Raw genomic sequence first — 26,305 nt, forward strand, 5'->3', positions numbered from 1 at the left:
ACCCCATACAAGGAAACCAATATGAAACTTCCCACCCATGCCGCCCTGATCAGCAGCCTCTGCCTGCTGGCCGCCTGCGCCGCCAAACCCATCGAAGTCAGCATGCAGGCCGCGCGCAACGCCGACTACGGTCGCTACCCCAAAGACTACCAACAGCACATCCGCAGCTATCTGGACGAAAACCTGCGCGATGCCGGCAGCGTGAAAATCCGCATCATCACCCCGCCGCGCAAAGTGCTCCGCCTCAGCAACCAGGGCGTGCAAGGCAGCGGCCGCGCCGGCTGGGACGCCTTCTACCTGGCCTGCGCCGACGTCAATGCCAAAAACGCCTACGGCGGCTACACCGGCTGGCAGACCAAAATGTTTCGGTTCAAAAACAACACAATAGAAGGCAATCCCACAGGCGCTTACGCCGCCTGCACCAGCAAAGACGAAATCTACATCGACACTACCCTCATCTTCGGCGGCGACCAAGTAAATATCGTCCCGTAAACCTGTTTTCAGACTGCCTCAAAGCAGCCTGAAAAACCAACAGGCCGTCTGAAAGCGAAGCTTCAACGGAGTTAAAACCGTTTTGCCGTTTCAGGCAGCCTGAAAACGAAAAACTTCCGTAGGTCGGATTCTTGAATCCGACGGCCGATCGCAACGGCAACACTCAGCTCGGAAAAAGCAATGTCGGATACGAGTATCCGACCTACAGCAAGGTGCTGCCCCGTCCACTGAAAGGCGGCCTGAAAATACCTTACCCAAATAAAGGAAACCGACATGAACCCCCGCTTCCCCGCCCGCGCAGCCCTGCTCGGCTCCTAGCCTCCTGCGCCGGCCCGATGGTCGGTATCAGCATGCAAAGCATCCGCCCTTATGAGCGGGTGAGTATTCTGCCGTAATGCCGCCATACCGAAAGCAAAAAGCAGCCTGAAAACCTAGAAACCGGCTTTCAGGCTGCTTTGCTTGCAAACAGACCCTAGCTAAACATCCGCTTCCACCCGATCCCCCTCGGCTTCCATCCAGCTGCGGCGGGCGGCGGCTTCGCCTTTGCCCATCAGGCGGGTGAAGGCTGCGAGCGTGGTTTCACTATCGTGCTCGGGAATGCCCACGCGCAGCAGGCGGCGGGTGTCGGGGTTCATGGTGGTGTCTTTGAGCTGGTCGGGGTTCATTTCGCCCAGGCCTTTGAAGCGGCTGATGGAATAGGCGGATTCTTTGACTTTTTCGGCGGCGAGCCGCTCCAAAATGCCTTCCAGTTCGCCTTGGTCGAGCGCGTAGAATTTGCGCGCGGGGCGGCTTTTGCCTTGGGCGTTTACGTCCACACGGAACAGCGGCGGCTGGGCAACGTAGATATGGCCGTGGCGGATAAGGGCGGGGAAGTGGCGGTAAAACAGGGTGAGCAGCAGCACTTGGATGTGCGAGCCGTCCACATCGGCGTCCGACAAAATGGCGATTTTGCCGTAGCGCAGGCCGGAAAGGTCGGGGCTGTCGCCCTCGCCGTGGGGATCGACGCCGATGGCGACGGCGATGTCGTGGATTTCGGCGTTGGCAAAGAGCTGGTCGCGGTGCACTTCAAAGCTGTTGAGCACTTTGCCGCGCAAGGGCAGGATGGCTTGGAAGGCTTTGTCGCGGGCGAGTTTGGCCGAGCCGCCGGCCGAATCGCCTTCGACCAAAAACAGCTCGTTTTCGCGGATGTCTTCGCTTTCGCAGTCGGTGAGTTTGCCGGGCAGTACGGCCACGCCGCTGCCTTTTTTCTTTTCGATTTTCTTCACCGAACGCAGCCGCGCCTGTGCCTGGCGGATGGCCAGCTCGGCGATTTTTTTGCCGGCTTCGACGTTTTGGTTGAGCCACAATTCGAGCGGATCGGCGCAGACGGCGGCAACCAATTTGAGCGCGTCGCGGTTGGTGAGCTTGTCTTTGGTCTGGCCTTGGAACTGCGGGTCGAGCACGCGGGCGGAAAGCACGAAGGCAACGCGCGAGAAGACATCGTCGCTTTGGATTTTCACGCCGCGCGGCAACAGGTTGTGGTGGCTGATAAAGTTGTTCACCGCCTGAAACACCGCCTGTTTCAGCCCGGCTTCGTGGGTGCCGCCCAGCGGCGTGGGAATCAGGTTGACATAGCTTTCGCCACCGCAGGCGCCGTCTTCCAGCCAGGTGAGCGCAAAAGCGGCGCCCTCGCCGGCGCGGAAATCGTCGTGGCCGGCACCGATGTAGTTTTCCGCCGCAAACACCGGCACCGCCGGCTCGGCTTCGGCCAAAAGATCGTTCAGATAGCCGCGCAGGCCGTCGGGATAGTGCCAGCTTCTGATTTTGTGTTCAGGCTGCATCTGTTCGGTTTTTTTAGCCGGGCGCGACAGCGATACCTGCACGCCTTTGAGCAGCACCGCTTTGGCGCGCAAAAGCCGCTCCAGCTCGGCCAGGTTGTAGTTCGGGCTTTCAAAATAACGCGCATCCGGCCACACCCGCACTTCGGTGCCGGTATCGCGCACCGCGCATTTGCCCACCACCGCCAAAGGCTCGGCCACTTCGCCGCCGGCAAAGGTAATGCGGTGGATTTTGCCCTCGCGTTTGACGGTAACTTCCAGCCGCGTCGAAAGCGCATTGGTTACCGAAACACCCACGCCGTGCAGGCCGCCGGAAAAGGCGTAGGCGCCCGAGCCTTCGGTTTTGCCGAATTTGCCGCCGGCATGCAGGCGGGTGAATACCAATTCCACCACCGGCACGCCTTCCTCCGGATGCAGGCCGGTTGGAATGCCGCGGCCGTTGTCGCGCACCGACAGCGAGCCGTCGGCATGGATTTCGACGGCGATGGTGTCGGCAAAACCGCCCAGCGCCTCGTCGGCGGCGTTATCGATGACTTCCTGGCAGATATGGGTGGGGCTGTCGGTGCGGGTGTACATCCCCGGCCGCTCTTTCACGGGCTCCAGCCCTTTGAGTACCTTGATGCTCGATTCGGTGTAGTGCTGCGTTTTCGGATTCATACTGCTTTGCTTGGGAAACGGGAAACAAAAGGGGCGCATTGTAAGCCAAAGGCAGCCTGAAAGCGAAAGAAAGGGCTTTCAGGCTGCCTTTGGCAGATGGAAATCAAGACCGCAGCTAAGGCAAAAATCACAAAAGCAGCCTGAAAAGGCTGCTTTGTTTTTATTCCGTGGTGCGGACGGAGAGACTCGAACTCTCACACCTCTCGGCGCCAGAACCTAAATCTGGTGCGTCTACCAATTTCGCCACGTCCGCTGTGAAAAGCGGCGGATTATACGGAAGGGCGGCGGCTTTGCCAACCGTCGGGCGCTTTTTGTGGCGGCAGCGCTTTGGGGCGCTGGGCCGGCACGCTACAATGCGCGTTTTCCGTATTGGGCAAATCGACACCAAAGCAGCCTGAAAACGGTTTTCAGGCTGCCTGAAAGTCAGATTGAAAGAGAGAGACCATGTTTTCCAAAATCGTTTTGTCCAGTAACAACGCGGGCAAGCTGCGTGAGTTTTCCGCTTTGTTTGCCGGACAGGGCATCGAAGTGCTGCCGCAGTCGCAGTTTGCGGTGCCGGATTGCCCCGAGCCTTACGGCACTTTTGTCGAAAACGCGCTGGCAAAGGCGAGGCATGCGGCGCGCATCAGCGGCCTGCCGGCGCTGGCGGACGACAGCGGCATCTGTCTGCCGGCTTTGGGCGGGGCGCCCGGGGTGCGCTCGGCGCGTTATGCGGGCGAGGCGAAATCCGATGCGGCCAATAATGCCAAATTGTCGGCCGAAATGGCGGGGCAGGACGATAGGCGCTGTTATTACGTCTGCCTGCTGGTGCTGGTGCGCCATGCCGATGACGCTCAGCCGCTGATTGCCGAGGGTTTGTGGCACGGCGTGTGGCAGCAGCAGCCGGCGGGTGCGGGCGGATTTGGTTACGACCCGCATTTTTACCTGCCGCAATACGGCTGCACGGCAGCGGAATTGGCGGCAGAGCGCAAAAACGAAATCAGCCACCGCGCGCTGGCCTTGCGTGAGCTGCAGCGCAAGATGGCGGAATTTGCCGCAAGCGCTTCGTGATAGTTAAAAGCGTGTTGGCAGATAAGCCCCGTTTTCAGGCAGCCTGAAAACGGGGCTTAACGTAAATTTACCTTATGCGCCGTCAGAAATAGCCGGTTTGGCACTTTATAACCCAAACGCAGATGAAAAATTCTTTTTGGTAATAAGTTTGCGCTTGCTGTATGAATTTTTTTGACCTGGGTCATGAAAAAAATATCATGCGCTCGTTATACTGTAATGCGTTATCCGTCGTTTATTGAAAGGAGTTTTCGATGAAAACCAGTCACACGCTCGGCATGATTGCTGTTGCTTTGGTTCTGAGTGCCTGCGGCAGCGCGGGCAGAGGTTTGGGCGGTGCTTTGCTTAGCCCGTTTGATCCGAAACCGGGCGGTTATGCCACGTTGAATTTGGGCGGCGATAATGGCAATGCCATTATTAAGAAGGATGAAACCATCAGGATCCATGATGCGGAAAAAGGCGGAACCAAGTCTTATAACGCAAACGACAAATTCGATATCAGCCACAAAAAGCAAAACAAAATTACTTCTTTAGGTTTTGAATTGCTCAATGCCAATAAGCAGAAAGTGGAAAGCGGCGAGTTGGATATTTACAAACTGAGCTATTCCGCAGTGGTTGGCAAACGTATCCAAAAACGTTTTGATGGCACTACTGGGGAGGAAATCAAAAACTTTAACCCTTATTCCACGGTTGAGTCCGTGCAAGGCCGCTTTACCAAAGAAGCCGAGAAGCCGAAAAGCGGCATTGTCAATTACCAGGGCATTGCTTTTGCCGGTCAGGATAACCAAGGTCGTTTGAACTACAACATCAATTTTGGCAACAATACCGGCTCGGGCACGATTACCGGCTTGAAAGGTGAGTTTCACAAGCAAACCATCGAGTTGGCTCAGGCTGATCTGACCAAACGTTCCAGCAATTATTACGGCCTTTCGGGCGATGCCAAGATAAACGGCAACAACCGCGGCGAATATCATCTGAATCTTTTCGGCCCCAAAGCCGATGAAGTTGCCGGCCGTGTGAACATACGGGATCTTAACCAGAACACTTCCCACAGTATCGGCATCGGCGGCAAACGCACCAACTAAACCGCTGCGTATCAAACCAGAGGCAGCCTGAAAACCGGTTTTTCGGTTTTCAGGCTGCCTTTTTGTGCTGCTTTCAAACTTTCAGGCTGCCTTGGTTTGATCGGGAATCTGCCATCGCGTTTTGGGAAGGAAAAAGTAAAGCGCCAGCCATGTGCCGATGGGAAAGCCCAGCAGCATAATGGCAAACACAATCTCAGAAACCTTGCGCGACCATTCGTATTTTTGCGCCGCACCGTAAGCCAGCAGCGCGTGCAGGCAAATGGGAAACGCGAAAAAAACCATGATCACAAATTGCGCGGGAGCATTGCCGGCGTTTTTTTGCATCAGCAACAGCGTAAGCAGCAGAAACAGCGTGTAAAAAATTGCCCAACCGATATGCACGCGTTTTAAGAGCAGGTGGTTGTCGCGGTAGGTGGTGTGCCATGTTGTCATCGTATGGTGCTCCTTAATGTTGAGGCAGCCTGAAACGCGGTTTATACGTTTCAGACTGCCTTTTTGCGCGAGATTAAAGCTCAATCCCTTTCAGTTTGGCCACGGTGTTGATGTCCTTGTCGCCGCGTCCCGAGAGATTGACCAGAATCACTTGGTCTTTGCCCATTTTCGGCGCGTTTTCCACCGCCCAGGCCAGCGCGTGCGAGCTTTCCAGTGCGGGGATGATGCCTTCGTATCGGCAGAGCAGATCAAAGGCTTCAAGGGCGGCATCGTCGTTGGCGGCGGTGTATTCCACGCGTTTGATGTCGTGCAGATGGCTGTGTTCGGGGCCGATGCCGGGGTAGTCTAAGCCTGCGGAAACAGAGTGGGTGCCGAGGATTTGCCCGTTGTCGTCCTGCATCAAATAGCTGCGAAAGCCGTGCAGCACGCCGATGGGGGCGCGGCTGGTAATCGGCGCGGCATGGTTTTTGGTATCGACGCCCAAGCCGCCCGCTTCCACGCCGACCAGGCGGGTTTGCGTTTCGGCGATATAGGGGTGGAACAGCCCGATGGCGTTGGAGCCGCCGCCGACGCAGGCGACGGCAACATCGGGTTGGCGTCCGATGGCTTCCTGCATCTGCGCTTTGGCTTCGTTGCCGATCACGCATTGGAAATCGCGCACCATTTCGGGATACGGCGCGGGGCCGGCGGCGGTGCCGATGATGTAAAAGGTGTCGTCCACGCGGGCGACCCATTCGCGCATGGCTTCGTTCATCGCGTCTTTGAGCGTGCGGCTGCCGCTTTCTACGCTGACGACGTTGGCGCCCAAGAGTTTCATGCGAAAGACGTTGGGGGCTTGGCGGATGATGTCGTCGGCGCCCATGTAAACATGGCATTCCATGCCGAAGCGGGCGGCGACGGTGGCGCTGGCGACGCCGTGTTGTCCGGCGCCGGTCTCGGCAATCACGCGCTTTTTGCCCATGCGGCGGGCGAGCAGGGCTTGTCCGATGGTGTTGTTGATTTTGTGGGCGCCGGTGTGGTTCAGGTCTTCGCGTTTGAGCCAGATTTGCGCGCCGCCAAGGTGCTCGGACAGGCGTTCGGCGTGGTAAACGGGGCTGGGGCGGCCGACGTAGTGCCGCAAATCCTGATGGAATTCCGCCCAAAACGCGGGATCGTTTTTGGCTGCGCGGTAGGCGTTGGCCAGTTCTTTCAGGGCGGGAATCAGGGTTTCGGAAACATAAAGCCCGCCGTGTTCGCCGAAAAAGCCTTGATCGTTTGGTGCTTGGTAGTTTTGCATATTGGAATCCTTGGGTATGGGGGATGAAGGCAGCCTGAAAACTTTAATCCGCCAATCCGGCAGCCTGAAAAAATGCGCGGTAGGCGGCGGCTTTCTTTTCCAAAGCCAGCGGGTAGGCGCGGGAGGTGGAGGGCAGGCGGGTGAGTGTCAGTTCGCGGCCGGCGTAGGGAAAGGCGATGGTTTCGCCGGTTTTGGGCGCGGCGGTTTTCTGCGGCAGCATCGATACCAGTATTTCCGCCGCTTTGCCGCCGGTGGCGCCGATGGCGCGGCAGTCGGGCATTTGTGCGAGCACGGCTTCCAGATCGACCAATTCCACCGGCGTGAGAAACTGGTCGGCAGCGTTGTCGCGCTCGCGCACGGCTTTGAGCACGGTGGGGCAGGATGCGATGCCGCGCTCGTGCAAAAAGGCTTTGATTTTGTCGGCATCGAAGGCCTTTTCAGGCTGCTTTTGGAAATGGGCGGCATCGTTGAAAAATACTAGGCCGAAAATGCGCCACATATCGTTTTGGAAATTGGGATAGTGAAAAGCCATCGCGTGTTTGTCGGCCTTGGGCGGGAAGGTGCCCATCAGCATCACGCGCGCCGAGGGTGGCAGAAGCGGCGGGAAAGGGTGGGTTTCGGCTTGCGGCATGGCGGTTTCAGGCTGCTTTTTCAGGTTTCGGGTTTGCACAGTTTAACGATTATAGCAGCAAGCGGCATCAGGCAGCATGCTTTGCGGCATGGGCTTTTCAGGCTGCCTGAAACGGCGGCGGGTAAAATTTTGTTATACTCGCCGCCCCGCCCCCCGCAATGATTTGGAGAGACGATGAAAAAGACCTTATCCGCCGTAAGCCTGGCCGTATTGGCCGCCGCCGTGCAGGCCGCGCCGCAAGAGCCTGCCGCGCAGGACGACCCGCACCTGTGGCTGGAAGATGTTGGCGGCGAAAAAGCGCTGCAATGGGTGCGCAGCCACAACGAAGCAGCGGAAAAACAGCTGTCGTCGCCGCAGTTTCAGGCGATTGAAAACGATATTCTGGCGGTGCTCGATTCGCAGGACAAAATCCCGCACGTTGCCAAGCGCGGCAATTATTACTACAACTTTTGGACGGATCAGCAGCACCAGCGCGGCGTGTGGCGGCGCACCACTTTAGACGAATACCGCAAGCCGCAGCCTAAATGGGAAGTGCTGCTGGATGTGGACGAACTAAACCGCCAGGAAAAGGAAAACTGGGTATGGCACGGCGCAAACTGCCTGAAACCCGATTACCGGCGCTGCCTGGTCAGCCTGTCGCGCGGCGGCTCGGATGCCGACGTTACCCGCGAATTTGATTTGGAAAGCAAGCGCTTTGTCGAAAACGGCTTCTACCGCCCCGAAGCCAAAGGCTCGCTGGGCTGGATCGACCAAGACAGCGTGTACGTTTCCACCGATTTCGGCGCCGGCAGCATGACCGATTCGGGCTACCCGCGCGAAGTGCGCGTGTGGAAGCGCGGCACGCCTTTGGCAGCGGCGGAAAAAGTGTTTGCCGGCGAGAAAACCGATATGGTGGTTGGCGGCGTGCGCAGCCACACCAAAGGCTATGAGCGCGATTTCATTGCCCGCACCATCGACTTTTACCGCGACGAACTCTATCTGCGCGACAGCGACGGCAGCCTGAAAAAAATCGAAGGCGTGCCCGATTCGGTGAAAAAGAGCGTGGTGCGCCAATGGCTGGTGTTAAGCCCGCGGGAAGACTGGAATTTTCAGGGAAAAACCTACAAATCCGGCTCCTATCTGATTGCCGATTTTAAAAACTGGATGCAGGGCAAGCGCGAAATCAGCGTGCTGTTCGAGCCGACTGCCGATACTTCGCTCGACGATGCGGTGTGGACGAAAAACCGCCTGGTGCTGAACCTGCTGCAAGACGTGAAAAACCGGCTGGTGGTGCTGACGCCCAAGGGCAAAAGTTGGCAGCGCAGCACCATCCAAGGGCTGCCTGAAAACGGCAAAATCAGCGTTGCCGCCGTCGATGCCGAAGAGTCCGACGCGCTGTGGATAGACGTCGGCAGCTTTACCGAGCCCGATACCCTATATCTGGCTGAAGCCGGCAGGCAGCCTGAAAAACTCAAAAGCGCCCCTGCCTTCTTCCCCGCCGCCGACTACACCGCCAAGCAATATTTCGTCCGCAGCAAAGACGGCACCCGCATTCCGTATTTCGTTGTCGCCCACAAAAACCTGAAGGCCGACGGCAAAAACCCGACCCTGCTTTACGGCTACGGCGGCTTTGAAGTGTCGCTCACGCCGCACTACTCGGGCAGCATCGGCCGCGCCTGGCTGCAGCGCACTGATGAAACCGGCCGCCACGGCGTTTATGTGCTGGCCAATATCCGCGGCGGCGGCGAATACGGCCCCGCCTGGCACCGTGCCGCGCTCAAGGAAAACCGCCACAAAGCCTATGAAGACTTTGCCGCCGTCGCCCGCGATCTGGTGGCACGCAAAATCACTTCGCCCGAACATCTGGGCGCGCAGGGCGGCAGCAACGGCGGTCTGCTGACCGGCAATATGCTCACCCAGTATCCCGAGCTGTTCGGCGCGGTGGTGGTGCAGGTGCCGCTTCTGGATATGCAGCGCTACAACAAACTCTTGGCCGGCGCGTCGTGGATGGCCGAATACGGCAATCCCGACAAACCGGAAGAATGGGCGTATATCCGCACCTTCTCGCCTTATCATCTGTTTGACGCGGCAAAAAAATACCCGCCGGTGCTGTTTACCACTTCCACCCGCGACGACCGCGTCCATCCCGGCCACGCGCGCAAGATGATGGCGAAAATGGAAGCGGCGGGCAAAGACGCGCTCTATTATGAAAACGTCGAAGGCGGCCACGGCGGCGCGGCCAACAACCGCCAGCGCGCCCATATGAACGCCCTGTCTTTCTCCTTCCTGTGGCAGAAGCTGGGCAACCGCAAATAAAAAGTAGCCTGAAAAAACCGCAGCCGGCACCATGCCGCTGCGGTTTTTGTTTGTCCGTACCCGTTTCAGGCTGCCTGAAACTTTACACAAACGGCTGCCAGAAGCGGGGGCCCAAGCGCGGGGGCTGCCGGCTAAGGCACTTAAGCAAAAAACGTTTTCAGGCTGTCTTGGCGCCGGTTGCTTATAGTGTAAATTAATCTTTACAATTTAGCGAAATTTAACTATTATTGCCATAACGTAAATTTATGTTTGGCATTAGGCACGCGCTTTGCTTAATACATCACATCCAACCCTATGATTAAAGTCAATAACAATGATTTTTACTGAAGATATGACCAAACATCCTTTCTCCGACGAAGAAGACGACGAAATGCCGCCGTTGCTTCTCGATCCCCAATCCGATTCCGAACCGCGCGGCAGCATCGTGCCGGCCCTGCTGTTTGCGCTGGTGTTCGCCCTGGCCATGGGCGGCTATCTCTATTTTGTTGTCGGCGTATAATCGGCACTTTCCGCTTCCCCGCCGCAGGGTAGGGCGGCGCCGATGGTTTTGCATGCGGCAGGCAGCCTGAAAGCCGCCGCCGGGAAATAGAGATATGTGGACTTTGGATATTTTGCTGCCGCTGTTCGCCGTGGGCGCAGCGGCAGGTTTTATGGCCGGCCTGCTCGGCGTGGGCGGCGGCACTTTGATTGTGCCGATCGTGCTGTGGCTGCTGGCCAAACAGCAGCCGGATACCGCCCACAGCCAGCATCTGGCGGTCGGCACTTCCTTTGCGGTGATGGTGTTTACCACCTTTTCCGGCGCGCTGGCGCAGCACCGCCGCGGTGCGATTGACTGGCGCATTTTGCGGCGGATGTCACCGGCGATGGTGGCCGGCGGCATACTCGGTTCTCTCGCCGCCCGCTATATTCCCGCCTGGCATCTGAAGCTGGTGTTTATTGTGTTTCTTTATGTGATGTCGCTGCAGATGATGCTGCGCCTCAAACCCAAGCCCAACCGCGAAATGCCCGGCCGCGCCGCCACCGGCGCCGTCGGCACCGCCATCGGCGTGCTTTCGAGCTGGGTCGGCATCGGTGGCGGCTCGCTGTCGGTGCCGTTTATGCTTTACTGCAATGTTCCCGTTTTGCGCGCCACCGCCACTTCCACCGGCCTGGCCTGGCCAATGGCGCTCTCCGGCGCAATCGGCTACCTGCTCTCCGGCTGGGGGCTGGCCGATCTGCCTGCCGGCAGCGTCGGCTTTCTCTACCTGCCCGCCGTGGCCGCGCTGGCGGCGTGTACCGTTTTGTTTGCCCCGCTGGGCGTGCGTGCCGCCCACCGTCTGCCGGCCGATGTTCTGAAAGCCGCGCTCGGAATGCTGATGTTTGTGATTGCCAGCCAGATGCTGTTCAAACTGGTGGCAGCCTGAAAAAATCATGTAAAGGAAGCGTAAAAATGCAAAATCGGGTATCATGGCGCCGTTTTGCGTTTCAGGCTGCCTGAAACATTAACTAACCGATATTAAAAAGGATTTTCAATGACAACTGAGCAACCTTTCGCCCTCTATCTGAAAGAAAACTGCCGCACCACCCACGACAGCGTGGACAACCTGGTGATGTCGGTCAAACCCTTCGATACCCGCGAAAACTACATCCGCTTTTTGCAGCTGCAGGCGGTGTTCCACAAGATCGTTGACGACATCTACAAAGACCCCGCGCTCAACGAAAAAATCCCCGGCCTGGCCGAGCTGGCGCGTTACGACGACGTGCTGCTGGACATGAAAGACATCGGCGGCAGCGAAAAAGCCATCAGCACCGCGATTCCCGAACCCAAAGGCATGGAACGCTTGGGCTGGCTTTACTGCGCCGAAGGCTCTAATCTCGGCGCCGCCTTCTTGTTTAAAGACGCGCAGAAAAACCTGGGCTACAACGCCGAGCATGGCGCCCGCCACCTGGGTCCGCATGCCGACGGCCGCGGCAAACACTGGCGCGAATTTGCCGCCAAGCTCAACGATCTGGGCATCGAAGGCGCCGACCGCGAAACCGCGCTCAAAGGCGCATTGGAAGCTTTCGCCTTTTATAAAGTCCTGCTGCGCGAAATCTTCGAGCTGCCTGCCGCCGCTTAATCCGGCTATACACCCTAGCAAAAGCAGCCTGAAAACCGTGAAAGCGGTTTTCAGGCTGCCTTTTTTTGTCAAATAACACAAAGCGTTTTCAGGCTGCCATTCTCTAAAAGCAGCCTGAAAACCTATCCGCTTGCGCCGTGCTGCGACAAACCGTAAAGCACCAGATGCAGCACGTCGCGGCGCAGCTGCTGCGACTGGCCGGCGTAGTGCGCGGCCAGGGCGGGGTGGCGGATTAGTGCGTCCATTTCGCGGATATAGAGTTCGATCAGTTCGGCCGGCAGTTGGGCGGCAATCAGGCCGCGCTGTTGCAGGGTGTGGAAAAAGCCGCGCATAAAGCGGTATTTTTCTTCTTCCATCTCGCGGAAAAAAGCGATCAGCTCCAAATCGACGGCTGCGGGAATGTCGCGCAGCACCGCTTCGGAATACAGCTCGGCCAGCGACTGCTGTTGCAGGGCGTGAAAGCCTTCGAGTATCGCCGCCAACGTGCCGCCGCTTTCGGCCAGAGCCTGCAGCGTCTGGCGCACCTGCTCTTTCTGGCGGGTGAACACGCTGCGGATCAGCTCGTTTTTGTCGGCGTAGTATTTGTAGAAAGTGGGGCGGCTGACGGCGGCGGCGCGGCAGATTTTGTCCACGGTTACGGCGGCAAAGCCGTGCGCGTGAAACAGGGTGCGGGCGGTGTCGGCCAGCAGTTCGGGTTTGCTCGGTTTGGTCATGGTGGGGCAGGGCGGGCAAATAGCGGGCTTGTAGCAGTTTTGCGCGGACGTGGCAAGGCAGCCTGAAACGGGTTTTAACTTCGTTGAAGCTGCGCTTTCAGGCTGCCTTTGCTGTTTAAAAAATGCGAATCGCTTGCATCGTGGCGCCGGCTCTGTCTATAATTTACAAAATTTGTTTGTATTGTGTTAATTTGTAAATTTTCAGAAGGGGAGCGCTATGTCGAAAACTGCTTTGAAACGTTTGTCACTGATGGCCGGGGCGCTGTCTGCGGCGCTGCCGGCGCTGGCGGACGATGCCGCGAGTGCGCCGGCGGCGCAGGAATACACGCAGGAATTGCCGGAAATCGTAGTCTCGGGCGAGCGCACCCGCCGCAGCAGTTTTGAAACCGCCACCGGCCACCGCGTGTTTACCACGCCCGATATCGACCGCAGCGGCCACAATCTTTCCGCCACCGACGTGCTCAAGCAGACGGTCAATACCGTCGATTTGGGCAGCGGCAACGATTTGCCCACTGTGCGCGGTGTGGACGGCTCGGGGCCGGCTGTCGGCGCGGTAGCGTTTTTTGCCGGCACGCGGCCGCGTTTGAACCTTTCCATCGACGGACGTTCGGCAACCTATAACGAATACGCTTTCGGCACGCAGTCGCTGTGGGATATGCAGCAGGTGGAAGTGCTGCGCGGGACGCAGAGTAATGTGCGCGGCCAGCACGCGGTGGCTGGGGCAGTAAGCATGCGCTCGAAAGACCCGACGCCGTATTGGGAAGGCGCGCTGCGGCTGGGATTGGGCAACCAGAAAACCCGCAACGCCGCCGCCGTCATTTCCGGCCCGGTTGTGCAAGACAATCTGTCTTTCCGCCTGAGCGCCGAGCGCCAGCAGCGCGAAAGCTACGAGCCGTTTGTGCGCTACGAGCCCACCGGCAACCCGCGCCGCGTGGAAAACACCAATGTGCGGCTGAAACTGCTTTACGCCCCGGCCGCGCATCCCGAATTCCACAGCCGCCTGACCTACAATCACATCCGTTCGCGCGCGCCGCAGAACGAAATTCTCGGCAACACCGCCAGCCGCCGTTTCCTTAAGGAAAAACCGGTATTCGTAACCGGCTCCAACGCCGTGATTTGGGACACTTCGTGGCAGGCCGCCGACAATCTGCGTCTGGAAAACAAACTCATCTACACCCGCTATACCAACGAGCGCCTGCACCTGCCGATGGCCGTCCATCCGCAGGGCGTGCCCGCCGGACTCAAAGGCCGCGAAATCCAATGGGAGCCCAGCCTGCATTGGAAAACATCTTCAGGCAGCCTGAAAGGCCTGGCCGGACTGTATTTCTTCCGCAGCACGCAGGACGAATGGGTGGATATCCGCGCCGTCGGCGGCCACAACAGCTTTAACGACAAAAACCGCGTCGCCGCCCTGTTTGCCGAAACCGACATCCGCCTTGCCCCGCAATGGCGGCTGACGCTGGCCGGCCGCGTCGAACACGAAAGCCATCAGCGCCGCGGCGGCAGCGGCGCCCTGCATCTGGATTTGGACAAAGGCCAGACCGTGTTTCTGCCCAAAGCCGAAATCGCCTACCGGCCAAACGATCAGTTCAACACCGGCATCAAAGCCGCGCGCGGCTACAACCCCGGCGGCGCCGGCATCACCTTCGGCCGACCGGTCCAAACCTATATCTACAAACCCGAATACGTTACCAATCTCGAATGGTTTGCCCGCTGGCGCAGCGCCGACAAACGGCTGACACTCGGCAGCAACGTCTTTTTCAACCAATATAAAGACATGCAGCTGCCGTTTTATCTCGGGCCCAACTCAGTCGTGATCCGCAACGCCGACAAAGTCCACACCCACGGCGCCGAGTTTTCCGCCGACTGGCAGCCGCTGGACGGCCTGAAACTGCACGCCGCGCTCGGCCTGCTGCACAGCAAAATCAAACGCTACCCCGGCAGCGGCATCGAAGGGCGCAATCTCGGCCGCGCCCCCAAATACACCGCCAACCTCGGCGCCAGCTACCAGCATCCCAGCGGCTGGGAAGTCGGCGGCGACGTGCGCTTCACCGGCCGCTACTACTCCGCTGCCGACAACGCCGAAAGCGGCAAAATCGGCGCCTACAGCCAAACCAACCTCTACGCCGCCTACAACTTTAAACACGGTCGCGTCTCGCTGTATGCCGACAACGTCTTCAACAGCCGCCGCCCGGTCTTTATCTCCACCGCCGACCGCCTCGATGCGCTCTACCAGCGCCCGCGCAGCATCGGCGTCAGCACGGAAGTGAAGTTTTAGCCGCCGTTTTCAGGCTGCCTGAAACCCAGTCGGGCAGGGCAGCCTGAAAAAAGCCAAAGCAGCCTGAAACCGCCTATGTCGCACTCCCTCTCCTGCGCCTAAGCGCGGGGGAGGGTTGGGGAGGGGGTGGCAGTTCGCAGAACTGCGCTTGCCGCCGAAGCCCGCAAACGTTTCCGCAGCAGCCACCGCCCCACCCTAGCCCTCCCCCGCAGGCGGGAGAGGGGACGCAGCAGCCCGATGCGTTGCAGACAGCTTCCAAGCCAAACCAGCCTGAAACCTGCCCGACCGCCAACCCGCACAAGGAAACCCATATGCCCTTTTTCACCCCCGTCAAAACCCTGCCCGAAGGCACGGTTTACTTTACCGATCTCACTCCCGTGCGCGATTTTGCCGACTGGCTGGCCGAGTTCGACGTCCTGTTGGACAAGCACCAAGACAGTCTGTTTGCCACCGTCTGCGCACCGATGCGCCTGCAAAAGAGTGACGAGCAGCGCATTGCCGACCGCAAAACCTATCTGGCCTGGATTAAAGCCCGCCAGCCGCAGTTGGGGGCGCGCTGCATCGCCATGCTGCTGATCGAGCCCGACCCGCCGCAGCTTGATCTGATGCGCGAGCAGTCGTCCAAACTCGCGCCTTCGCTGGGGGTGAACTATATCGTCGAAGCCGACGAAACCGCCGCACTCGAACGCGCCGAAGCCGCCCTGAAACAAGCCTTTCAGGCAGCCTGAAAGGCAGAAAAACAGGCAGCCTGAAAGTTTCAGGCTGCCTTTACCGCAAGGAAAGCCCATGTCCGAATCCGCTCCCGCCCGCGCCCCTGCCCGCAGCGACTGGCTGCTGCTGGCCGTGGGCAGCATCTACAAATTCACGCTGGTCGCCTTTTATCTGATCACGCTGATGACGGTGCTCAAACACGGCGACTACACCCTGAAGCAGCTCAGTTGGGTGCAGCTGATCGGCGGCATCGAAGCGGCCAAAGTGCTGTTTGCCGCGCTGATGGACGGCCGCCGCAGCGCGGGCGGGCGTTTTCGCCCGTGGCTGCTGGGCGCGGCACTGGCGCTCTCGGCCGCCTTTGCGCTGATGGCGGCGTATGACGTGCGCCAAAACTTCCCGCTGCTGCTGGTGCTGTGTGTGGTGCTGAGCGCATCGGGCACGGTGTACGGCTGCGCCATGCTCGGTTTGAGCTGCGTGGTGCTGCCGCCGCGCGAGCGCGGTTTCGGCGGCGTGGTGCAGACCATGGCCGCGCGCACGGGCAAAGTAATCGGCGGCGCGGCGGTGACGTGGGTGTCCCAGCTGGCCGGTTTTCAGGCTGCCTGCGGCCTGATGCTGGTGCTGACGCTGGCGGTGCTGGCGCTGGTGTGGCACTACCGCGAACCGGCAGGCGGACACAGCGGCGGCGGGCTGACGGCGCTGGCGGCACGTTTTTGGAAGTTCTGGCGCCAGCCGCACACCGGCTGGCAATGGTGCGCGCTGCTGTTTCTGCTCACATTGCCTTACGCTTTTTGCGCGGCGACTTTTGTCACGATGCTTGCCGATTTCGGTTTTACACCGGTGCAAAGCGCCAATATTCTCAGCATCGGCATTCCCGCCGCCTGCCTGATCGTTACCCCGCTGGCGGGGGCGCTTGCGCGCCGCATCCCGCGTCGGCGGCTGTTTTTCGTGCTGTATGCGCTGCAGCTGCCGCTGCTGGTGTCGATGACCCTGCCGGCGCAGGCGCTACAGTTTGCCCGCTGGCTGCCGCCCGCCCAAATCATCGCCCTGAGCCTGGCCTACACCCTGATGATGCCGGTGCTGCTGGCGCTTTTGATGGACAAGTCCGAGCGCCAAACCGCCGCGCTCGACAGCAGCCTGCAGTTTTCGGTGATACTCGTGGGCAGCTACGCCGCCGGTTTCGCCGCCCTGCGTATGGCGCAAAACTGGGGCTATGCCAGTGTTTACCAAACCGCCGTGCTGCTGGCGCTGGCCACCGGCGCGATGCTGTGGCGCTACCGGCAGTGGACGCCGCAGAACGATCCGGCAGCCTGAACGGCAGCCAAACGCCGGCGCAAAAAAGCAGCCTGAAAAGCAGAAAATGCTTTTCAGGCTGCTTTGGGCTAAGGGCGCTTAGAACTTCACGCGCACGCCGCCGTGCAATTCGTTGCTGTGGACTTTGACGCCGTCGAATTTGCCCCAGTAGTTGCGGCGGTAGCCGGCATCCACGGCGATATTGTCGCTGACGTTGTAGCTGGCGCCGACCATCGCGCCCACGCCCAGCTTGGTTTTGCTGTTGTGATCGCTATAGGAATAGCCGGGAGCGGATTCGCTGTAGTCCGAAGAGATGCGGTTCAGAGCCAAACGGGCGCCGACATAGGGTTTGACCGGCGCGTCGATGTCGAAATCGTAGATGCCGGATACGCCGAGACTGCGGTTTTTCAGACGCAGGTGGTAGCGCTCGTTGCCGTCGCTGCCGCTGGCATTCAGGTTTTTATAGTGGGTGTAGTCGGCGGCAACGCGCACGCTGCCGAAGTCATAACCACCGGAAATGCGCGGGCTGAAGCCTTTTTCGGAGAGTTTTTCGCCGTCTTCTTTGGCGTGCACGCCGGCATAGCCGACATCGCCTTGCACGTAAAAGCCGGGGCTGCCGGCAAAAGCGGCGGCAGAAAGGCCGGCGCTCAAAACCAATACGAGTACTTTTTTCATGTCTGATTCCTTGGTCGAAAATAAAAACTGCCGGCCGCTCGGCTGACACGCTTGCAGCCCTGAAACAAAGGCAGCGCGGCGCATTCTACGCAGTGTGGCGCCCGCGGGCAACGGCAGGGCGGCACTTTGGCCGCGCCTGTGGCAAAAAACGCAGCAAAGCAGCCTGAAATCCTTTCAGGCTGCTTGGGGCAGGCAAGAGCAGACCGTGTGCAAATCAAAAGCAGCCTGAAAACGCCCCAAACGGCTTTCAGGCTGCTTTTTGCTGCGGCAAACGGCTTTACTGTGCCGTATGGTTTTCAGGCTGCCTGAAAGGCGGGCGCAGGTGTTGCCAGATCGGGTCGCAGTCCGGCGGCAGCTCGGGCAGTACACCGAGGGTGCCGCCGTAGCCCTGCGGGCGGTGGAAGTCGCTGCCGCTGCTGGCGAGCAGGCCGTAGCGGCGGGCGATCAGGGCGTAGTTCATGCGCTCGTTCATCGGCGAGCGGCCGCTGTGCACTTCGATGCCGACGCCGCCTTCGGCCTTGAATTCTTCGATCAGCCGGCGTTTGGCGGTGGCGGAAAAACCGTAGCGCATCGGGTGGGCGATCACCGCCAGCCCGCCGGCGCCGCTAACGGCCTGTACGGTTTCGGCCAGCTCCGCCCACTGGTGGCGGACGTAGGCGGCTTTGCCTTCGCCCAGATATTTGTCGAAGGCCTGCTGGGTGCGGCTGACGACGCCCTGCTGGCGCAGAAATTCGGCGATATGGGTGCGCGACACGGTTTCCGGGCTGGAGCTGAGCGCCAGCGCGCCTTCGTAGGCGCCGAAAATGCCTTTTTTCTCGAGCTTGGCGGCGATTTGGCGCAGGCGCTCTTCGCGGCCGCCGCGCAGTCTGGCCAGCAGAGCCTGTAGAGCGGCGTTGTTTTCGTCGAAATCGAGGCCGACGATGTGGACGGTGCTGCCGCGCCAGCTGGTGGAGATTTCGACGCCGCTGATTAGGCGGATGCCGTGTTGCGCGGCTTCGGCGCGGGCGGCGGCGATGCCGCCGGTGTGGTCGTGGTCGGTGAGCGCCAGCAGGCGGCAGCCGTTGGCGGCGGCCAGGCGCACGACTTCCTGCGGCTCGAGGGTACCGTCGGATACGGTGGAATGGCAGTGCAGATCGATCATGGTTGCGGGGTGCCGGCAGCTTGAAAGCCTTTCAGGCTGCCTGAAAAGATGGGAAAAGCGGCAGCCTGAAACGGCTTTCAGGCTGCTTTGGCTAAGACTCGGCAGCGTTTCGATGTTTCCGGCGCCGCCGCCGCGCGCCAAGATGGCGAAGCGTTTTTCAGGCTGCGGCGGCGTTTTTCAAAACGGCGGCCAGATCGGCTTGGGCGCCGGCGCGGGAGGACGAGTGTCCGTCGCCTTCGGGATTGCAGGATGACCATTCGGGATGGCGGCGGGCACGCTGTAGCGGCGCGGGCAGTTTTTCAGGCTGCCACGGTGCGCGGCCGCCTTCCAGCGGGATGTCGCCGCTGCCGGCATGGCCGCGCGACTGCAGTTGCGCCAGCAGCTCAAGGCTGCGGGCGGCGAGCAGGGTGAGCGCAGCGGCGTCGATATACAGGGTTTCGGTGCCGCTGATTTTGTCGGACAGGGTTTGCCAGTTGGGCAGCACGCCGCCGATCAGCCCGCCGATGGCGGCGCCCATGCCCAGCGAGGTGCCGAGAGTGAGGGCATCGACGCCCAAGCCGATCAGGGCGCCGGCGGCGGCTCCGGTGCCGGTGCGGATGCCGTATTCTTTGAGCAGCTCGCTGTCGAAAGGGTCGCGGCGAAAGGCGTTTAGCGGCGCGTGGCTGCTGTCGGTGCGGCTGCGGTAGAAGCGGTAGAGGTCGAGCAGCTCGCGCTGCAGCACCGCTTCGCCGTCACGCACCTGCTGCTGCATCTGCGCCTGCGCGCTTTCTGCCTGCAGCGGGTCGTCGAGTACGCGGCGGCAGGCGGCGGCGTCCAATAAAAACGAGGCGATGCTTTGGCGCGCTTGGCGGTCGAGCGCCTGCCAGTCGTCGCGGCGGCTGGCGGCCAGACGGCTCAGACTGTCGCGGCCGGGCAGCATGGTCGCCAGGTTCTGCCACAGCCGCATCTCGCCTTCGAAATCGAAGGCAACGGTGTCGAAACTGCTGCTGACGTGCAGGTTGCGGCGGGCGAGCATCTGCCGCCAGGCGTCGGTATCGCTGCCGCGGGTAAAGTTGAACACCGGCATCAGCGGTTTGGCGCACCATGAGAGTACGGTGAGTTCGTCGCGGTATTTGGGCAGCACCGGCTCGCGGGCGTCGATAACATACAAACCGCAGTCGCTGGCCAGCAGCTGGCGCAGCACTTTGGCTTCCTGCGAAAAGGCTTCGGCGGCGGCATCCGAATCGAGAAAGCGGCGGATGCGGTCGATGCCTTCTTCGCGCGAGGAGGTGTGCTCTTCCAGCCAGTCGAGCAGGCCGCCGGCGTCTTCCAGGCCGGGGGTGTCGTAGAGCAGCAGCAGGGTTTCGCCGCCGGCGCCGATGGCCGCTTCTTCAACGTGGCGGGTGGTGGCGGCGGCGTTTTGCACTTCGCCGAAGGCATCGTCGCGCAGCAGGGTGCGCAGCAGGGAGGTTTTGCCGGTATTGGTGTGGCCGACGACGGCGGTTTTGAGCGGGTTCATGGTTTTTCAGGCTGCCTTTTGCGTTTCATCCGCCAAGCCCAGCAGCATGGCGTCGCCGTAGCTGAAAAAGCGGTAGCGTTGCTCGACGGCGTGGCGGTAGATTTCGCGGATGCGATTGCTGCCGGCAAAGGCGGAAACCAGCATCAGCAGCGTGGATTTGGGCAGGTGGAAGTTGGTGATCAGGCGGTCGGCCACACGGAAGCGGTAGCCGGGGGTGATGAAGATGTCGGTGTCGCCTTCGCCGGCTTTCAGGCTGCCTGAACGGGCGGCGGATTCAAGTGCGCGCACGGAAGTGGTGCCGACCGCCCATACGCGGCCGCCGCGTTCGCGGGTTCGGGCGACGGCATCGACCACGCTTTGCGGCACTTCGTAAAGCTCGCTGTGCATTTTGTGGCCGGCGATGTCGTCGCCGCGCACCGGTTGGAAGGTACCGGCGCCCACATGCAGGGTGATTTCGGCAAACCGCACGCCTTTGTCGCGCAGCTTGCGCAGGATTTCGTCGGTAAAGTGCAGGCCGGCGGTGGGGGCGGCGACGGCGCCCTGGTGTTTGGCATAGACGGTTTGGTAGCGCGCTTCGTCGTCGGCGCCGGCTTCGCGGCGGATATAGGGCGGCAGCGGCAGGCGGCCGTGTTCTTCGAGCAGCTGGTAAACGTTCAGGCTGCCGGTAAAGCGGATTTGGAACAGCTCTTGGGCGCGCTCCTGCATCACGGCTTCGATGCCGCCGTCAAACAGTAGGCGGGTGCCGGGTTTGGGCGGTTTGGACGCGCGGATGTGCGCCAGCGCGGTGTGCTCGTCGAGCACTCTTTCGATCAGCGCTTCGATGCGGCCGCCGCTTTCTTTGCTGCCGAACAGCCGGGCTTTGATGACTTTGGTGTTATTGAATATCAGAAGGTCGCCGGCGGTGATGTAATCGGTGATGTCGGCGAACACGCCATCCTGCAGCGGGGTATCGGGCAGGGCGGCGAGCAGACGGCTGCCGCCGCGCTGCGGCGGCGGGTATTGGGCGATCAGCTCTTCGGGCAGGTGGAAGTCGAAATCGGAAAGTTTCATGGCGGGCGGGAGAGAAAAAGGGCGGATTATAGCCTGTCGATACGGCAGACGGTTTTTCAGGCTGCCTGTTGCTTGAAGGCAGCCTGAAAAACCGTCCGGCGGATATGGGCGGGCGAAACTGCGGCGCTTTGCTTGCGTGCCGGCAAACGGGGCGCGGCGTTTGAATCAAGGCAGCCTGAAAAAGTTTTCAGGCTGCCTGTGTGCGGACGAAAGATGTTTAGAACAAATCGTCGATGCTGTCGCCGCCGCCGTCGCCGCCGCGTTTGGGGTTTTGCGGAGTCAGCGGGCGCTCGCCGGTGGTGTCGGGCAGGGCGGGCAGGCTTTCTTCGCTGTCGTTTTCGATTACTGCCGGTTTCGGCTTGGGCGGCTGCACCATTTCCGGATTGGGCGTGCTGTTGTCCAGGGCTACGCTGCTGCTGGTGCTCTGCTGCTCGCGCAGGAAGAGTTCGCCGTCGCGTTGGACGACGCCGGAAGGTGTTTTGAAGCGCTCTACCGGCTTGCCTTTGAGGGCGAAACGCATGTAGTCCACCCATACCGGCAGCGCCAGGGTGCCGCCGAAGGCGCCGCGACCCATATTGACGGGTTTGTCGTAGCCGATATAAACGGCGGTAACGATTTTGGGGGTGTAGCCGACGAACCAGGCGTCTTTAAAGTCGTTGGTGGTACCGGTTTTGCCGGCGATGTCGCTGCGGCCGAGCGCGGTGGCGCGGCGGGCGGTACCGTGCAGGACGACGTCGCGCAGGATGGAGGTCATCACATAGGCGTTACGCGGGTCGATAACCTGCGGGGCGTTTTGTCCGGCCACCAGCGGGTGCATTTCGGCGCGCAGATTGCCTTGGCTGTCGTAGATTTTGTCGATAACGTAGCCGGAAACCTTATAGCCGCCGTTGGCGAATACCGCGTAGCCTTCGGCCATCTGCAGGGGGGTGGCGGAGCCGGAGCCGAGGGCGATGGAAAGGGTGGTCGGCAGCTGGTTGGATTTGAAGCCAAAGCGCATGGCGTAGTTGCGGGTGTAGTCCACACCCATCGCTTGGGCAATGCGCACCGATACGGTGTTTTTGGAACGGGTCAGCGCCTGGCGCAGGGTAATCATGCCGGCGTAGCTGCCGTCGGAGTTTTTCGGCTGCCAGCCGCGGATGTTGATCGGCGCGTCGTTGACCAGCGTTGCCGCGGTCATGCCTTTGGAAAGGGCGGCGGAATAAACGAAGGGTTTGAAGGTGGAACCGGGCTGGCGGATGCTTTGGGTGGCACGGTTGAAGCTGCGGCTGTGGTAGTCGTAGCCTCCGACCATGGCGCGGATGGCGCCGGTTTCGGCGTCGAGCGATACCAGAGCGCCTTGGACATTAGGCTGCTGCACAACGGTAAAGCGGCCGTTTTTGGTTTTGGCCACACGGATCAGCGAGCCGACTTTTAAGGCGCGATCGCCGAGTTTTTTGCTGTTGACGGCACCGCGGGCAATGCCCATTTCCGCGGTGCTGAGTTTGGCTTTTCTGCCGCCCTGCATCTGCACGGTAATGCCGTTGCCGCCGGCCTGCGAAATAATCGCCGGGATCATGCCTTCAACGGTATAGGTGTTTTCCAGATACTGTTCGATTTCGTCGTCCAGCTCTTCCGCGGGAACGCCGGCCAGGTCAAACTGCTGCTCGGCACCGCGGTAAGCGCGGCCGCGGTCGAAATTCGACAGGGCCTTGCGCAGCGCGGCGGTGGCGGCTTTCTGGTGGGCGATGCTAACGGTGGTGTATACCTTGAAACCTTGGGTATAGGCGTCTTCGCCGTAACGGTCGTAAAGGTTTTGCCGCGCCATTTCGGCTACATACAGCGAGTTTTGGTCGATTGCCATGCGGTAGCGCTCATAGTGCAGCTCTTCGCGCAAAGCCGCTTCCCGCTGGGCCGGCGTAATCATGTTGAGTTCGACCATATTGTCGAGAATGTATTTCTGGCGCAGTTTGGCACGCTCGGGATTCACAATCGGATTAAAGGATGAGGGCGCTTTGGGCAGGCCGGCCAAAATGGTGGCTTCGCCCAGCGTCAGATCCTGTACCGGTTTGTTGAAATAGATTCTGGCCGCGGCGGCAAAACCATAGGCGCGCTGGCCGAGATAAATCTGGTTGAAGTAAAGCTCGAGAATCTGGTCTTTGGTCAGGTTCTTCTCGATTTTGTAAGCCAGAAGCGCTTCGTTGAATTTTCGTGTCAGCGTACGTTCGTTGGTGAGATAGAAGTTTCGGGCAACCTGCTGGGTAATCGTACTGGCACCCTGGCGGTTGCCGCCTCTGATGTTATTCAACGCAGCGCGCGCAATACCGGTTAAGTCCACACCCCAGTGTTCGTAGAAGCGTTTGTCTTCCGCTGCAATCACGGCATTCGTCAAAATTTTTGGGAACTGGTCAATTGTTGTAAAGGCGCGACGCTCGTCGCCATAGGTGCCGATGACCACTCCATCTGCTGAATAAATAGTCAGTGGCTCCTTGGGCTGATAGTGTTTAACTGCATCTAATGCAGGCAGTTTTGGGTAAGTTACCAGTACGGCTACGGTTAACAAACCAACGGCAAATAAAAATAGACCGAAGGTCAGACCGAGTAGGGTAGTAATCAGTTTTTTAATCATGATTGTCGGTAAAAGTTAAGAAAGGGATATCTCTATTTTTAAAATAAAGTAAAATAACTCATGTGTTTTGTTATTCCGGATTAGACGGGAATTTCAGCCAGCTATTATAAATGTTTTAGCAAGCGGTAAGGATTTAAAATCATGCGTATGAAAAAATCAAAAAATACAAGCAGTAACAATACATCCAGCTTGTCTGGTCGTACTGTTATCGGCTTGGACATCGATCAGGGAGCCGTTAGGATGGTGCAGCTCTCGGGTAAGGGAGCAGGACAAGCCCAAGTGGATAAGTATGCGATTGTGCGGTTGCCGGCAAATGTTGTCAGCGGTAACGAGATAGTTGATTTTGATCAGCTTGTCGCTCACTTGCAACAATGTTACAACAAGTTGAAAACGAGCTGTAAGCGGGTTAACTTAGCTTTACCCGCAGGCGCGGTTACTATTGATGAAGGTATCCGTTTTAATCCGAATGACGGCGATATCTCTTTACAGAATCTGATTGAAGCTGAGGTTTCCCGTATTGGCGCTTTGGATGAGATGAATTACGACTGGCAGGTTCTTTCGCAAGACGGCCGAAGTGGTGAGCAGAGCGTATTGATGGTGGCTGCCAAAACGGATGATGTGAACCGTTATTCCGATTTGCTGGATGAAATTGGTCTGACAGCTATTAACGTCGATGTGGATCTGTTTGCAATCGCTAATGCTTTTTCTTATGCAGACTCTATTGATTCCGGAGAGTTTGCTCATGAAAGAATTGCATTGTTTGACGTAGGTGACGTTAACACCAAAGCCTTGATTATGGAGAATGGCCAAATTCTTTATAAACATGAAATGAACTTTGGTTTGGAACAGCTTTTGCAACTGATTCAACGGACTTATCAGGTAAGTGAGTCTGAAGCGTTAAATATGGCTCTGTCCGGTAGAAATCGTCCTGCAGATTATCAAGTTTCCGTAATGGATAACTTTAATATGCAAATTGCTCAAGAAGTGCAACGTACCATGCAGTTCTTCTTTGCAACGCGAAATGTTGGCCAGTCTGAGGTCATAAAACAGATTTTCATTAGTGGTAGCGGATGTATTCCGCAGTCAGGTCTAACTGAATCGGTATATGCCCAAACAGGCGTAATGACTCAGCAGATTGCTCCGATTTCATTTGCAATAAGCAAAATTAAAGATGGTGCCCAATTTGCTAGCGATGAAAATTCACTAACAAAAGCATTTGGTTTGGCGTTGAGGGGGTTGGTATAAATGAAACTGATTGAAATTAATCTGCTTCCGTATAGAGAGCTGAAGGAGCAGAAACAGAAGAAACAATTTCAAAGCCTTATGGTTTTGGCCGGCATCATAGGTGTGGCTCTTTGTGTCTTAGTTTACTTGGGGCTTACTGCCATGATCTCCGATCAAAACAATCGGAACGAGACCTTAACAACCGGTATCCAAGCCTTAGATAAAGAAATCGAGGAAATTAATAGGCTAACCGAAATCAAGAATAATTTCCTTCAGCGTAAGCAAAAGGTTGAGGAATTAGACAATAAGCGGTTTGAGGGTGCGCGTATTATTGACAGCGTAAACCAATTGGTTCCCGATGGTGCTTATCTAACGGAATTGAAAGGTGGCGACAGCAATAACGGTCAGTTAAGCAAAGAATATATTCTGATCGGAAAGGCAATAAGCGATAATAAAGTTGCCATGTTTATGAATGCACTGCCTAGTACTGGTGTTTTTGAACAGCCGGAATTGGTTGGAATTGAGAAAAGCGATGATGGACAGAAATTCACTTTGAAGTCTGTTTTAGTTGAGAATCAGATTATTAGAAGTAATAATGATCAGGCGACTTTGCCCGCTTCGAGTCCTGCGTCTGCAGCTGAAGCATCAACAGTAGGGGGTCAATGATGAGTAAAGGTTTTGATATCAATAGATTGCATTTGCAAAATAAACCAACCCAAATTTTATTTGCTCTTGTTTTAATAGTCGTTTTGCTTGTGCTGGGTTATTTGGTTGTATTTAAAGATCAGTGGGAAGAATATCAGACTGCTAGTGCCAAAGAAGTTGAATTGCGGCAAGAGTATGAAACTAAAGCCCTAAAAGCTGCTAATCTGGATAACCTGAAAATAGAGCTGGAAGAGTTGGAAAAAGCAATTGCGGTATTGTTGAAACAATTGCCGACAAATGCAGAAGTGCCCAATCTGATTCAGGAGTTACATCAGGCTGCGTCTAAGAATGGTTTGGTAATGGATAAGGTTACGCCGCAGGCTCCTGATACTGATGGACCAATCCAAAGACTGCCATTTTCTATTTCGGTAACTGGTAGCTACGACCAGATCGCTCAATTTGCACGAGACGTAGGACATGTTTCTAGGATTGTTACTTTGTCTAATATTACTTTGAGTAGTAATGATGAAAAGAACAAAGGAAAGTTGTCTTTCTATGCTTTAGCAAACACTTATAAGGCATTGGATGTTTCTGAGACCGCCTCTGATGTTGCTAGTGGTGTGGCTGCATCATCCGTTCAATAA

General features: G+C 58.2%; 23 protein-coding genes and 1 tRNA gene. 13 read left to right on the top strand and 11 right to left on the bottom strand.

Going from position 1 to position 26,305, the window contains the following annotated elements; genetic code table 11:
• Positions 1-21: 21 nt before the first annotated feature.
• Positions 22-492: a hypothetical protein gene (locus OP500_RS06130; RefSeq protein WP_238748209.1), complete on the top strand. Its 471-nt coding sequence runs from the start codon at positions 22-24 to the stop codon at positions 490-492.
• A gap of 476 nt (positions 493-968) precedes the next feature.
• On the opposite strand, the gene OP500_RS06135 is transcribed toward OP500_RS06130, so the two are convergent.
• Both OP500_RS06135 and OP500_RS06140 read right to left on the bottom strand, forming a co-directional pair.
• Complete coding sequence (locus OP500_RS06135) at positions 969-2,966, bottom strand: DNA topoisomerase IV subunit B (RefSeq protein WP_274070498.1); 1,998 nt, start codon at positions 2,964-2,966, stop codon at positions 969-971.
• Between the two features lie 168 nt (positions 2,967-3,134).
• Positions 3,135-3,219: transfer RNA gene (locus OP500_RS06140), tRNA-Leu, on the bottom strand.
• 191 nt (positions 3,220-3,410) lie between these two features.
• Between OP500_RS06140 and rdgB the strand changes: the two genes are divergently transcribed.
• Entirely contained in the window at positions 3,411-4,016 is a 606-nt protein-coding gene (gene rdgB / locus OP500_RS06145; RefSeq protein WP_238748524.1) for an RdgB/HAM1 family non-canonical purine NTP pyrophosphatase, read from the top strand.
• Positions 4,017-4,267: 251 nt separating this feature from the next.
• Positions 4,268-5,098, top strand: coding sequence for a factor H binding family protein (locus tag OP500_RS06150; protein WP_238748523.1), 831 nt, complete (start codon positions 4,268-4,270; stop codon positions 5,096-5,098).
• An 81-nt stretch (positions 5,099-5,179) separates the two neighbouring features.
• Here the strand turns inward: OP500_RS06150 and OP500_RS06155 are convergent, their stop codons facing one another.
• From OP500_RS06155 to OP500_RS06165, 3 genes are all read right to left on the bottom strand, one after another.
• Positions 5,180-5,530: a hypothetical protein gene (locus OP500_RS06155; RefSeq protein WP_238748522.1), complete on the bottom strand. Its 351-nt coding sequence runs from the start codon at positions 5,528-5,530 to the stop codon at positions 5,180-5,182.
• A 73-nt stretch (positions 5,531-5,603) separates the two neighbouring features.
• Entirely contained in the window at positions 5,604-6,806 is a 1,203-nt protein-coding gene (trpB, locus tag OP500_RS06160) for a tryptophan synthase subunit beta (RefSeq protein WP_274070499.1), read from the bottom strand.
• Positions 6,807-6,849: 43 nt separating this feature from the next.
• Entirely contained in the window at positions 6,850-7,437 is a 588-nt protein-coding gene (locus tag OP500_RS06165) for a uracil-DNA glycosylase family protein (RefSeq protein WP_274070500.1), read from the bottom strand.
• A gap of 174 nt (positions 7,438-7,611) precedes the next feature.
• On the opposite strand from OP500_RS06165, the gene OP500_RS06170 reads away from it, so the two are divergent.
• The 4 genes from OP500_RS06170 (at position 7,612) to OP500_RS06185 (ending at position 11,831) form a co-directional block, all read left to right on the top strand.
• Entirely contained in the window at positions 7,612-9,732 is a 2,121-nt protein-coding gene (locus OP500_RS06170; protein ID WP_274070501.1) for a prolyl oligopeptidase family serine peptidase, read from the top strand.
• Positions 9,733-10,063: 331 nt separating this feature from the next.
• Complete coding sequence (locus OP500_RS06175; protein WP_238748516.1) at positions 10,064-10,231, top strand: hypothetical protein; 168 nt, start codon at positions 10,064-10,066, stop codon at positions 10,229-10,231.
• A 94-nt stretch (positions 10,232-10,325) separates the two neighbouring features.
• Positions 10,326-11,135, top strand: a complete 810-nt coding sequence (locus tag OP500_RS06180) for a sulfite exporter TauE/SafE family protein (protein ID WP_238748515.1) — start codon at positions 10,326-10,328, stop codon at positions 11,133-11,135.
• A gap of 108 nt (positions 11,136-11,243) precedes the next feature.
• Positions 11,244-11,831: a biliverdin-producing heme oxygenase gene (locus tag OP500_RS06185; RefSeq protein ID WP_238748514.1), complete on the top strand. Its 588-nt coding sequence runs from the start codon at positions 11,244-11,246 to the stop codon at positions 11,829-11,831.
• 122 nt (positions 11,832-11,953) lie between these two features.
• Here OP500_RS06185 and OP500_RS06190 read toward each other — a convergent pair whose 3' ends face one another.
• On the bottom strand, positions 11,954-12,544 hold the full coding sequence (locus tag OP500_RS06190) for a TetR/AcrR family transcriptional regulator (RefSeq protein WP_238748513.1): 591 nt from the start codon (positions 12,542-12,544) through the stop codon (positions 11,954-11,956).
• A gap of 217 nt (positions 12,545-12,761) precedes the next feature.
• On the opposite strand from OP500_RS06190, the gene OP500_RS06195 reads away from it, so the two are divergent.
• The 3 genes from OP500_RS06195 to OP500_RS06205 all read left to right on the top strand — a co-directional run bounded on the left by OP500_RS06195 (position 12,762) and on the right by OP500_RS06205 (position 16,844).
• On the top strand, positions 12,762-14,822 hold the full coding sequence (locus tag OP500_RS06195; protein ID WP_238748512.1) for a TonB-dependent receptor: 2,061 nt from the start codon (positions 12,762-12,764) through the stop codon (positions 14,820-14,822).
• Between the two features lie 311 nt (positions 14,823-15,133).
• The gene (locus OP500_RS06200) at positions 15,134-15,550 is read left to right on the top strand and encodes an extensin (protein WP_238748511.1); all 417 of its coding nucleotides are present in this window, start codon (positions 15,134-15,136) and stop codon (positions 15,548-15,550) included.
• A 58-nt stretch (positions 15,551-15,608) separates the two neighbouring features.
• Complete coding sequence (locus tag OP500_RS06205; protein ID WP_274070502.1) at positions 15,609-16,844, top strand: MFS transporter; 1,236 nt, start codon at positions 15,609-15,611, stop codon at positions 16,842-16,844.
• A gap of 78 nt (positions 16,845-16,922) precedes the next feature.
• On the opposite strand, the gene OP500_RS06210 is transcribed toward OP500_RS06205, so the two are convergent.
• The 5 genes from OP500_RS06210 to OP500_RS06230 all read right to left on the bottom strand — a co-directional run bounded on the left by OP500_RS06210 (position 16,923) and on the right by OP500_RS06230 (position 23,792).
• Positions 16,923-17,498: an opacity family porin gene (locus OP500_RS06210; protein ID WP_238748508.1), complete on the bottom strand. Its 576-nt coding sequence runs from the start codon at positions 17,496-17,498 to the stop codon at positions 16,923-16,925.
• Between the two features lie 277 nt (positions 17,499-17,775).
• Positions 17,776-18,639, bottom strand: a complete 864-nt coding sequence (locus OP500_RS06215; protein ID WP_274070503.1) for a PHP domain-containing protein — start codon at positions 18,637-18,639, stop codon at positions 17,776-17,778.
• A 157-nt stretch (positions 18,640-18,796) separates the two neighbouring features.
• Positions 18,797-20,137 carry a GTPase/DUF3482 domain-containing protein gene (locus OP500_RS06220; protein ID WP_274070504.1) on the bottom strand — a complete coding sequence of 447 codons (1,341 nt, stop codon included), beginning with the start codon at positions 20,135-20,137 and terminating at the stop codon, positions 18,797-18,799.
• Positions 20,138-20,143: 6 nt separating this feature from the next.
• Complete coding sequence (queA, locus tag OP500_RS06225) at positions 20,144-21,187, bottom strand: tRNA preQ1(34) S-adenosylmethionine ribosyltransferase-isomerase QueA (RefSeq protein ID WP_274070505.1); 1,044 nt, start codon at positions 21,185-21,187, stop codon at positions 20,144-20,146.
• A gap of 217 nt (positions 21,188-21,404) precedes the next feature.
• Positions 21,405-23,792, bottom strand: a complete 2,388-nt coding sequence (locus OP500_RS06230) for a penicillin-binding protein 1A (protein ID WP_238748504.1) — start codon at positions 23,790-23,792, stop codon at positions 21,405-21,407.
• 141 nt (positions 23,793-23,933) lie between these two features.
• Here OP500_RS06230 and pilM point away from each other — a divergent pair, with 141 nt between their 5' ends.
• Genes pilM through OP500_RS06245 form a run of 3 tightly spaced genes read left to right on the top strand, consistent with a single transcriptional unit; the run spans position 23,934 to position 26,305 of the window.
• Positions 23,934-25,037, top strand: coding sequence for a type IV pilus biogenesis protein PilM (pilM, locus tag OP500_RS06235; RefSeq protein ID WP_238748503.1), 1,104 nt, complete (start codon positions 23,934-23,936; stop codon positions 25,035-25,037).
• Positions 25,038-25,682, top strand: a complete 645-nt coding sequence (locus tag OP500_RS06240) for a PilN domain-containing protein (RefSeq protein WP_238748501.1) — start codon at positions 25,038-25,040, stop codon at positions 25,680-25,682. It begins immediately after the preceding gene.
• Complete coding sequence (locus OP500_RS06245; RefSeq protein WP_238748527.1) at positions 25,682-26,305, top strand: type 4a pilus biogenesis protein PilO; 624 nt, start codon at positions 25,682-25,684, stop codon at positions 26,303-26,305. Before OP500_RS06240 ends, OP500_RS06245 begins: the two co-directional genes overlap by 1 nt.

The organism is Kingella sp. SNUBH-2017 (genome assembly GCF_028680565.1).
Classification (GTDB): Bacteria; Pseudomonadota; Gammaproteobacteria; order Burkholderiales; family Neisseriaceae; genus Kingella_D; species Kingella_D pumchi.

Excerpts from the sequence above, each read along its gene's own strand:
- OP500_RS06130 (WP_238748209.1), top strand. The coding sequence starts at position 22 with ATGAAACTTCCCACCCATGCCGCCCTGATCAGCAGCCTCTGCCTGCTG.
- OP500_RS06135 (WP_274070498.1), bottom strand. The coding sequence starts at position 2,966 with ATGAATCCGAAAACGCAGCACTACACCGAATCGAGCATCAAGGTACTC.
- rdgB (WP_238748524.1), top strand. The coding sequence starts at position 3,411 with ATGTTTTCCAAAATCGTTTTGTCCAGTAACAACGCGGGCAAGCTGCGT.
- OP500_RS06150 (WP_238748523.1), top strand. The coding sequence starts at position 4,268 with ATGAAAACCAGTCACACGCTCGGCATGATTGCTGTTGCTTTGGTTCTG.
- OP500_RS06155 (WP_238748522.1), bottom strand. The coding sequence starts at position 5,530 with ATGACAACATGGCACACCACCTACCGCGACAACCACCTGCTCTTAAAA.
- trpB (WP_274070499.1), bottom strand. The coding sequence starts at position 6,806 with ATGCAAAACTACCAAGCACCAAACGATCAAGGCTTTTTCGGCGAACAC.
- OP500_RS06165 (WP_274070500.1), bottom strand. The coding sequence starts at position 7,437 with ATGCCGCAAGCCGAAACCCACCCTTTCCCGCCGCTTCTGCCACCCTCG.
- OP500_RS06170 (WP_274070501.1), top strand. The coding sequence starts at position 7,612 with ATGAAAAAGACCTTATCCGCCGTAAGCCTGGCCGTATTGGCCGCCGCC.
- OP500_RS06175 (WP_238748516.1), top strand. The coding sequence starts at position 10,064 with ATGACCAAACATCCTTTCTCCGACGAAGAAGACGACGAAATGCCGCCG.
- OP500_RS06180 (WP_238748515.1), top strand. The coding sequence starts at position 10,326 with ATGTGGACTTTGGATATTTTGCTGCCGCTGTTCGCCGTGGGCGCAGCG.
- OP500_RS06185 (WP_238748514.1), top strand. The coding sequence starts at position 11,244 with ATGACAACTGAGCAACCTTTCGCCCTCTATCTGAAAGAAAACTGCCGC.
- OP500_RS06190 (WP_238748513.1), bottom strand. The coding sequence starts at position 12,544 with ATGACCAAACCGAGCAAACCCGAACTGCTGGCCGACACCGCCCGCACC.
- OP500_RS06195 (WP_238748512.1), top strand. The coding sequence starts at position 12,762 with ATGTCGAAAACTGCTTTGAAACGTTTGTCACTGATGGCCGGGGCGCTG.
- OP500_RS06200 (WP_238748511.1), top strand. The coding sequence starts at position 15,134 with ATGCCCTTTTTCACCCCCGTCAAAACCCTGCCCGAAGGCACGGTTTAC.
- OP500_RS06205 (WP_274070502.1), top strand. The coding sequence starts at position 15,609 with ATGTCCGAATCCGCTCCCGCCCGCGCCCCTGCCCGCAGCGACTGGCTG.
- OP500_RS06210 (WP_238748508.1), bottom strand. The coding sequence starts at position 17,498 with ATGAAAAAAGTACTCGTATTGGTTTTGAGCGCCGGCCTTTCTGCCGCC.
- OP500_RS06215 (WP_274070503.1), bottom strand. The coding sequence starts at position 18,639 with ATGATCGATCTGCACTGCCATTCCACCGTATCCGACGGTACCCTCGAG.
- OP500_RS06220 (WP_274070504.1), bottom strand. The coding sequence starts at position 20,137 with ATGAACCCGCTCAAAACCGCCGTCGTCGGCCACACCAATACCGGCAAA.
- queA (WP_274070505.1), bottom strand. The coding sequence starts at position 21,187 with ATGAAACTTTCCGATTTCGACTTCCACCTGCCCGAAGAGCTGATCGCC.
- OP500_RS06230 (WP_238748504.1), bottom strand. The coding sequence starts at position 23,792 with ATGATTAAAAAACTGATTACTACCCTACTCGGTCTGACCTTCGGTCTA.
- pilM (WP_238748503.1), top strand. The coding sequence starts at position 23,934 with ATGCGTATGAAAAAATCAAAAAATACAAGCAGTAACAATACATCCAGC.
- OP500_RS06240 (WP_238748501.1), top strand. The coding sequence starts at position 25,038 with ATGAAACTGATTGAAATTAATCTGCTTCCGTATAGAGAGCTGAAGGAG.
- OP500_RS06245 (WP_238748527.1), top strand. The coding sequence starts at position 25,682 with ATGAGTAAAGGTTTTGATATCAATAGATTGCATTTGCAAAATAAACCA.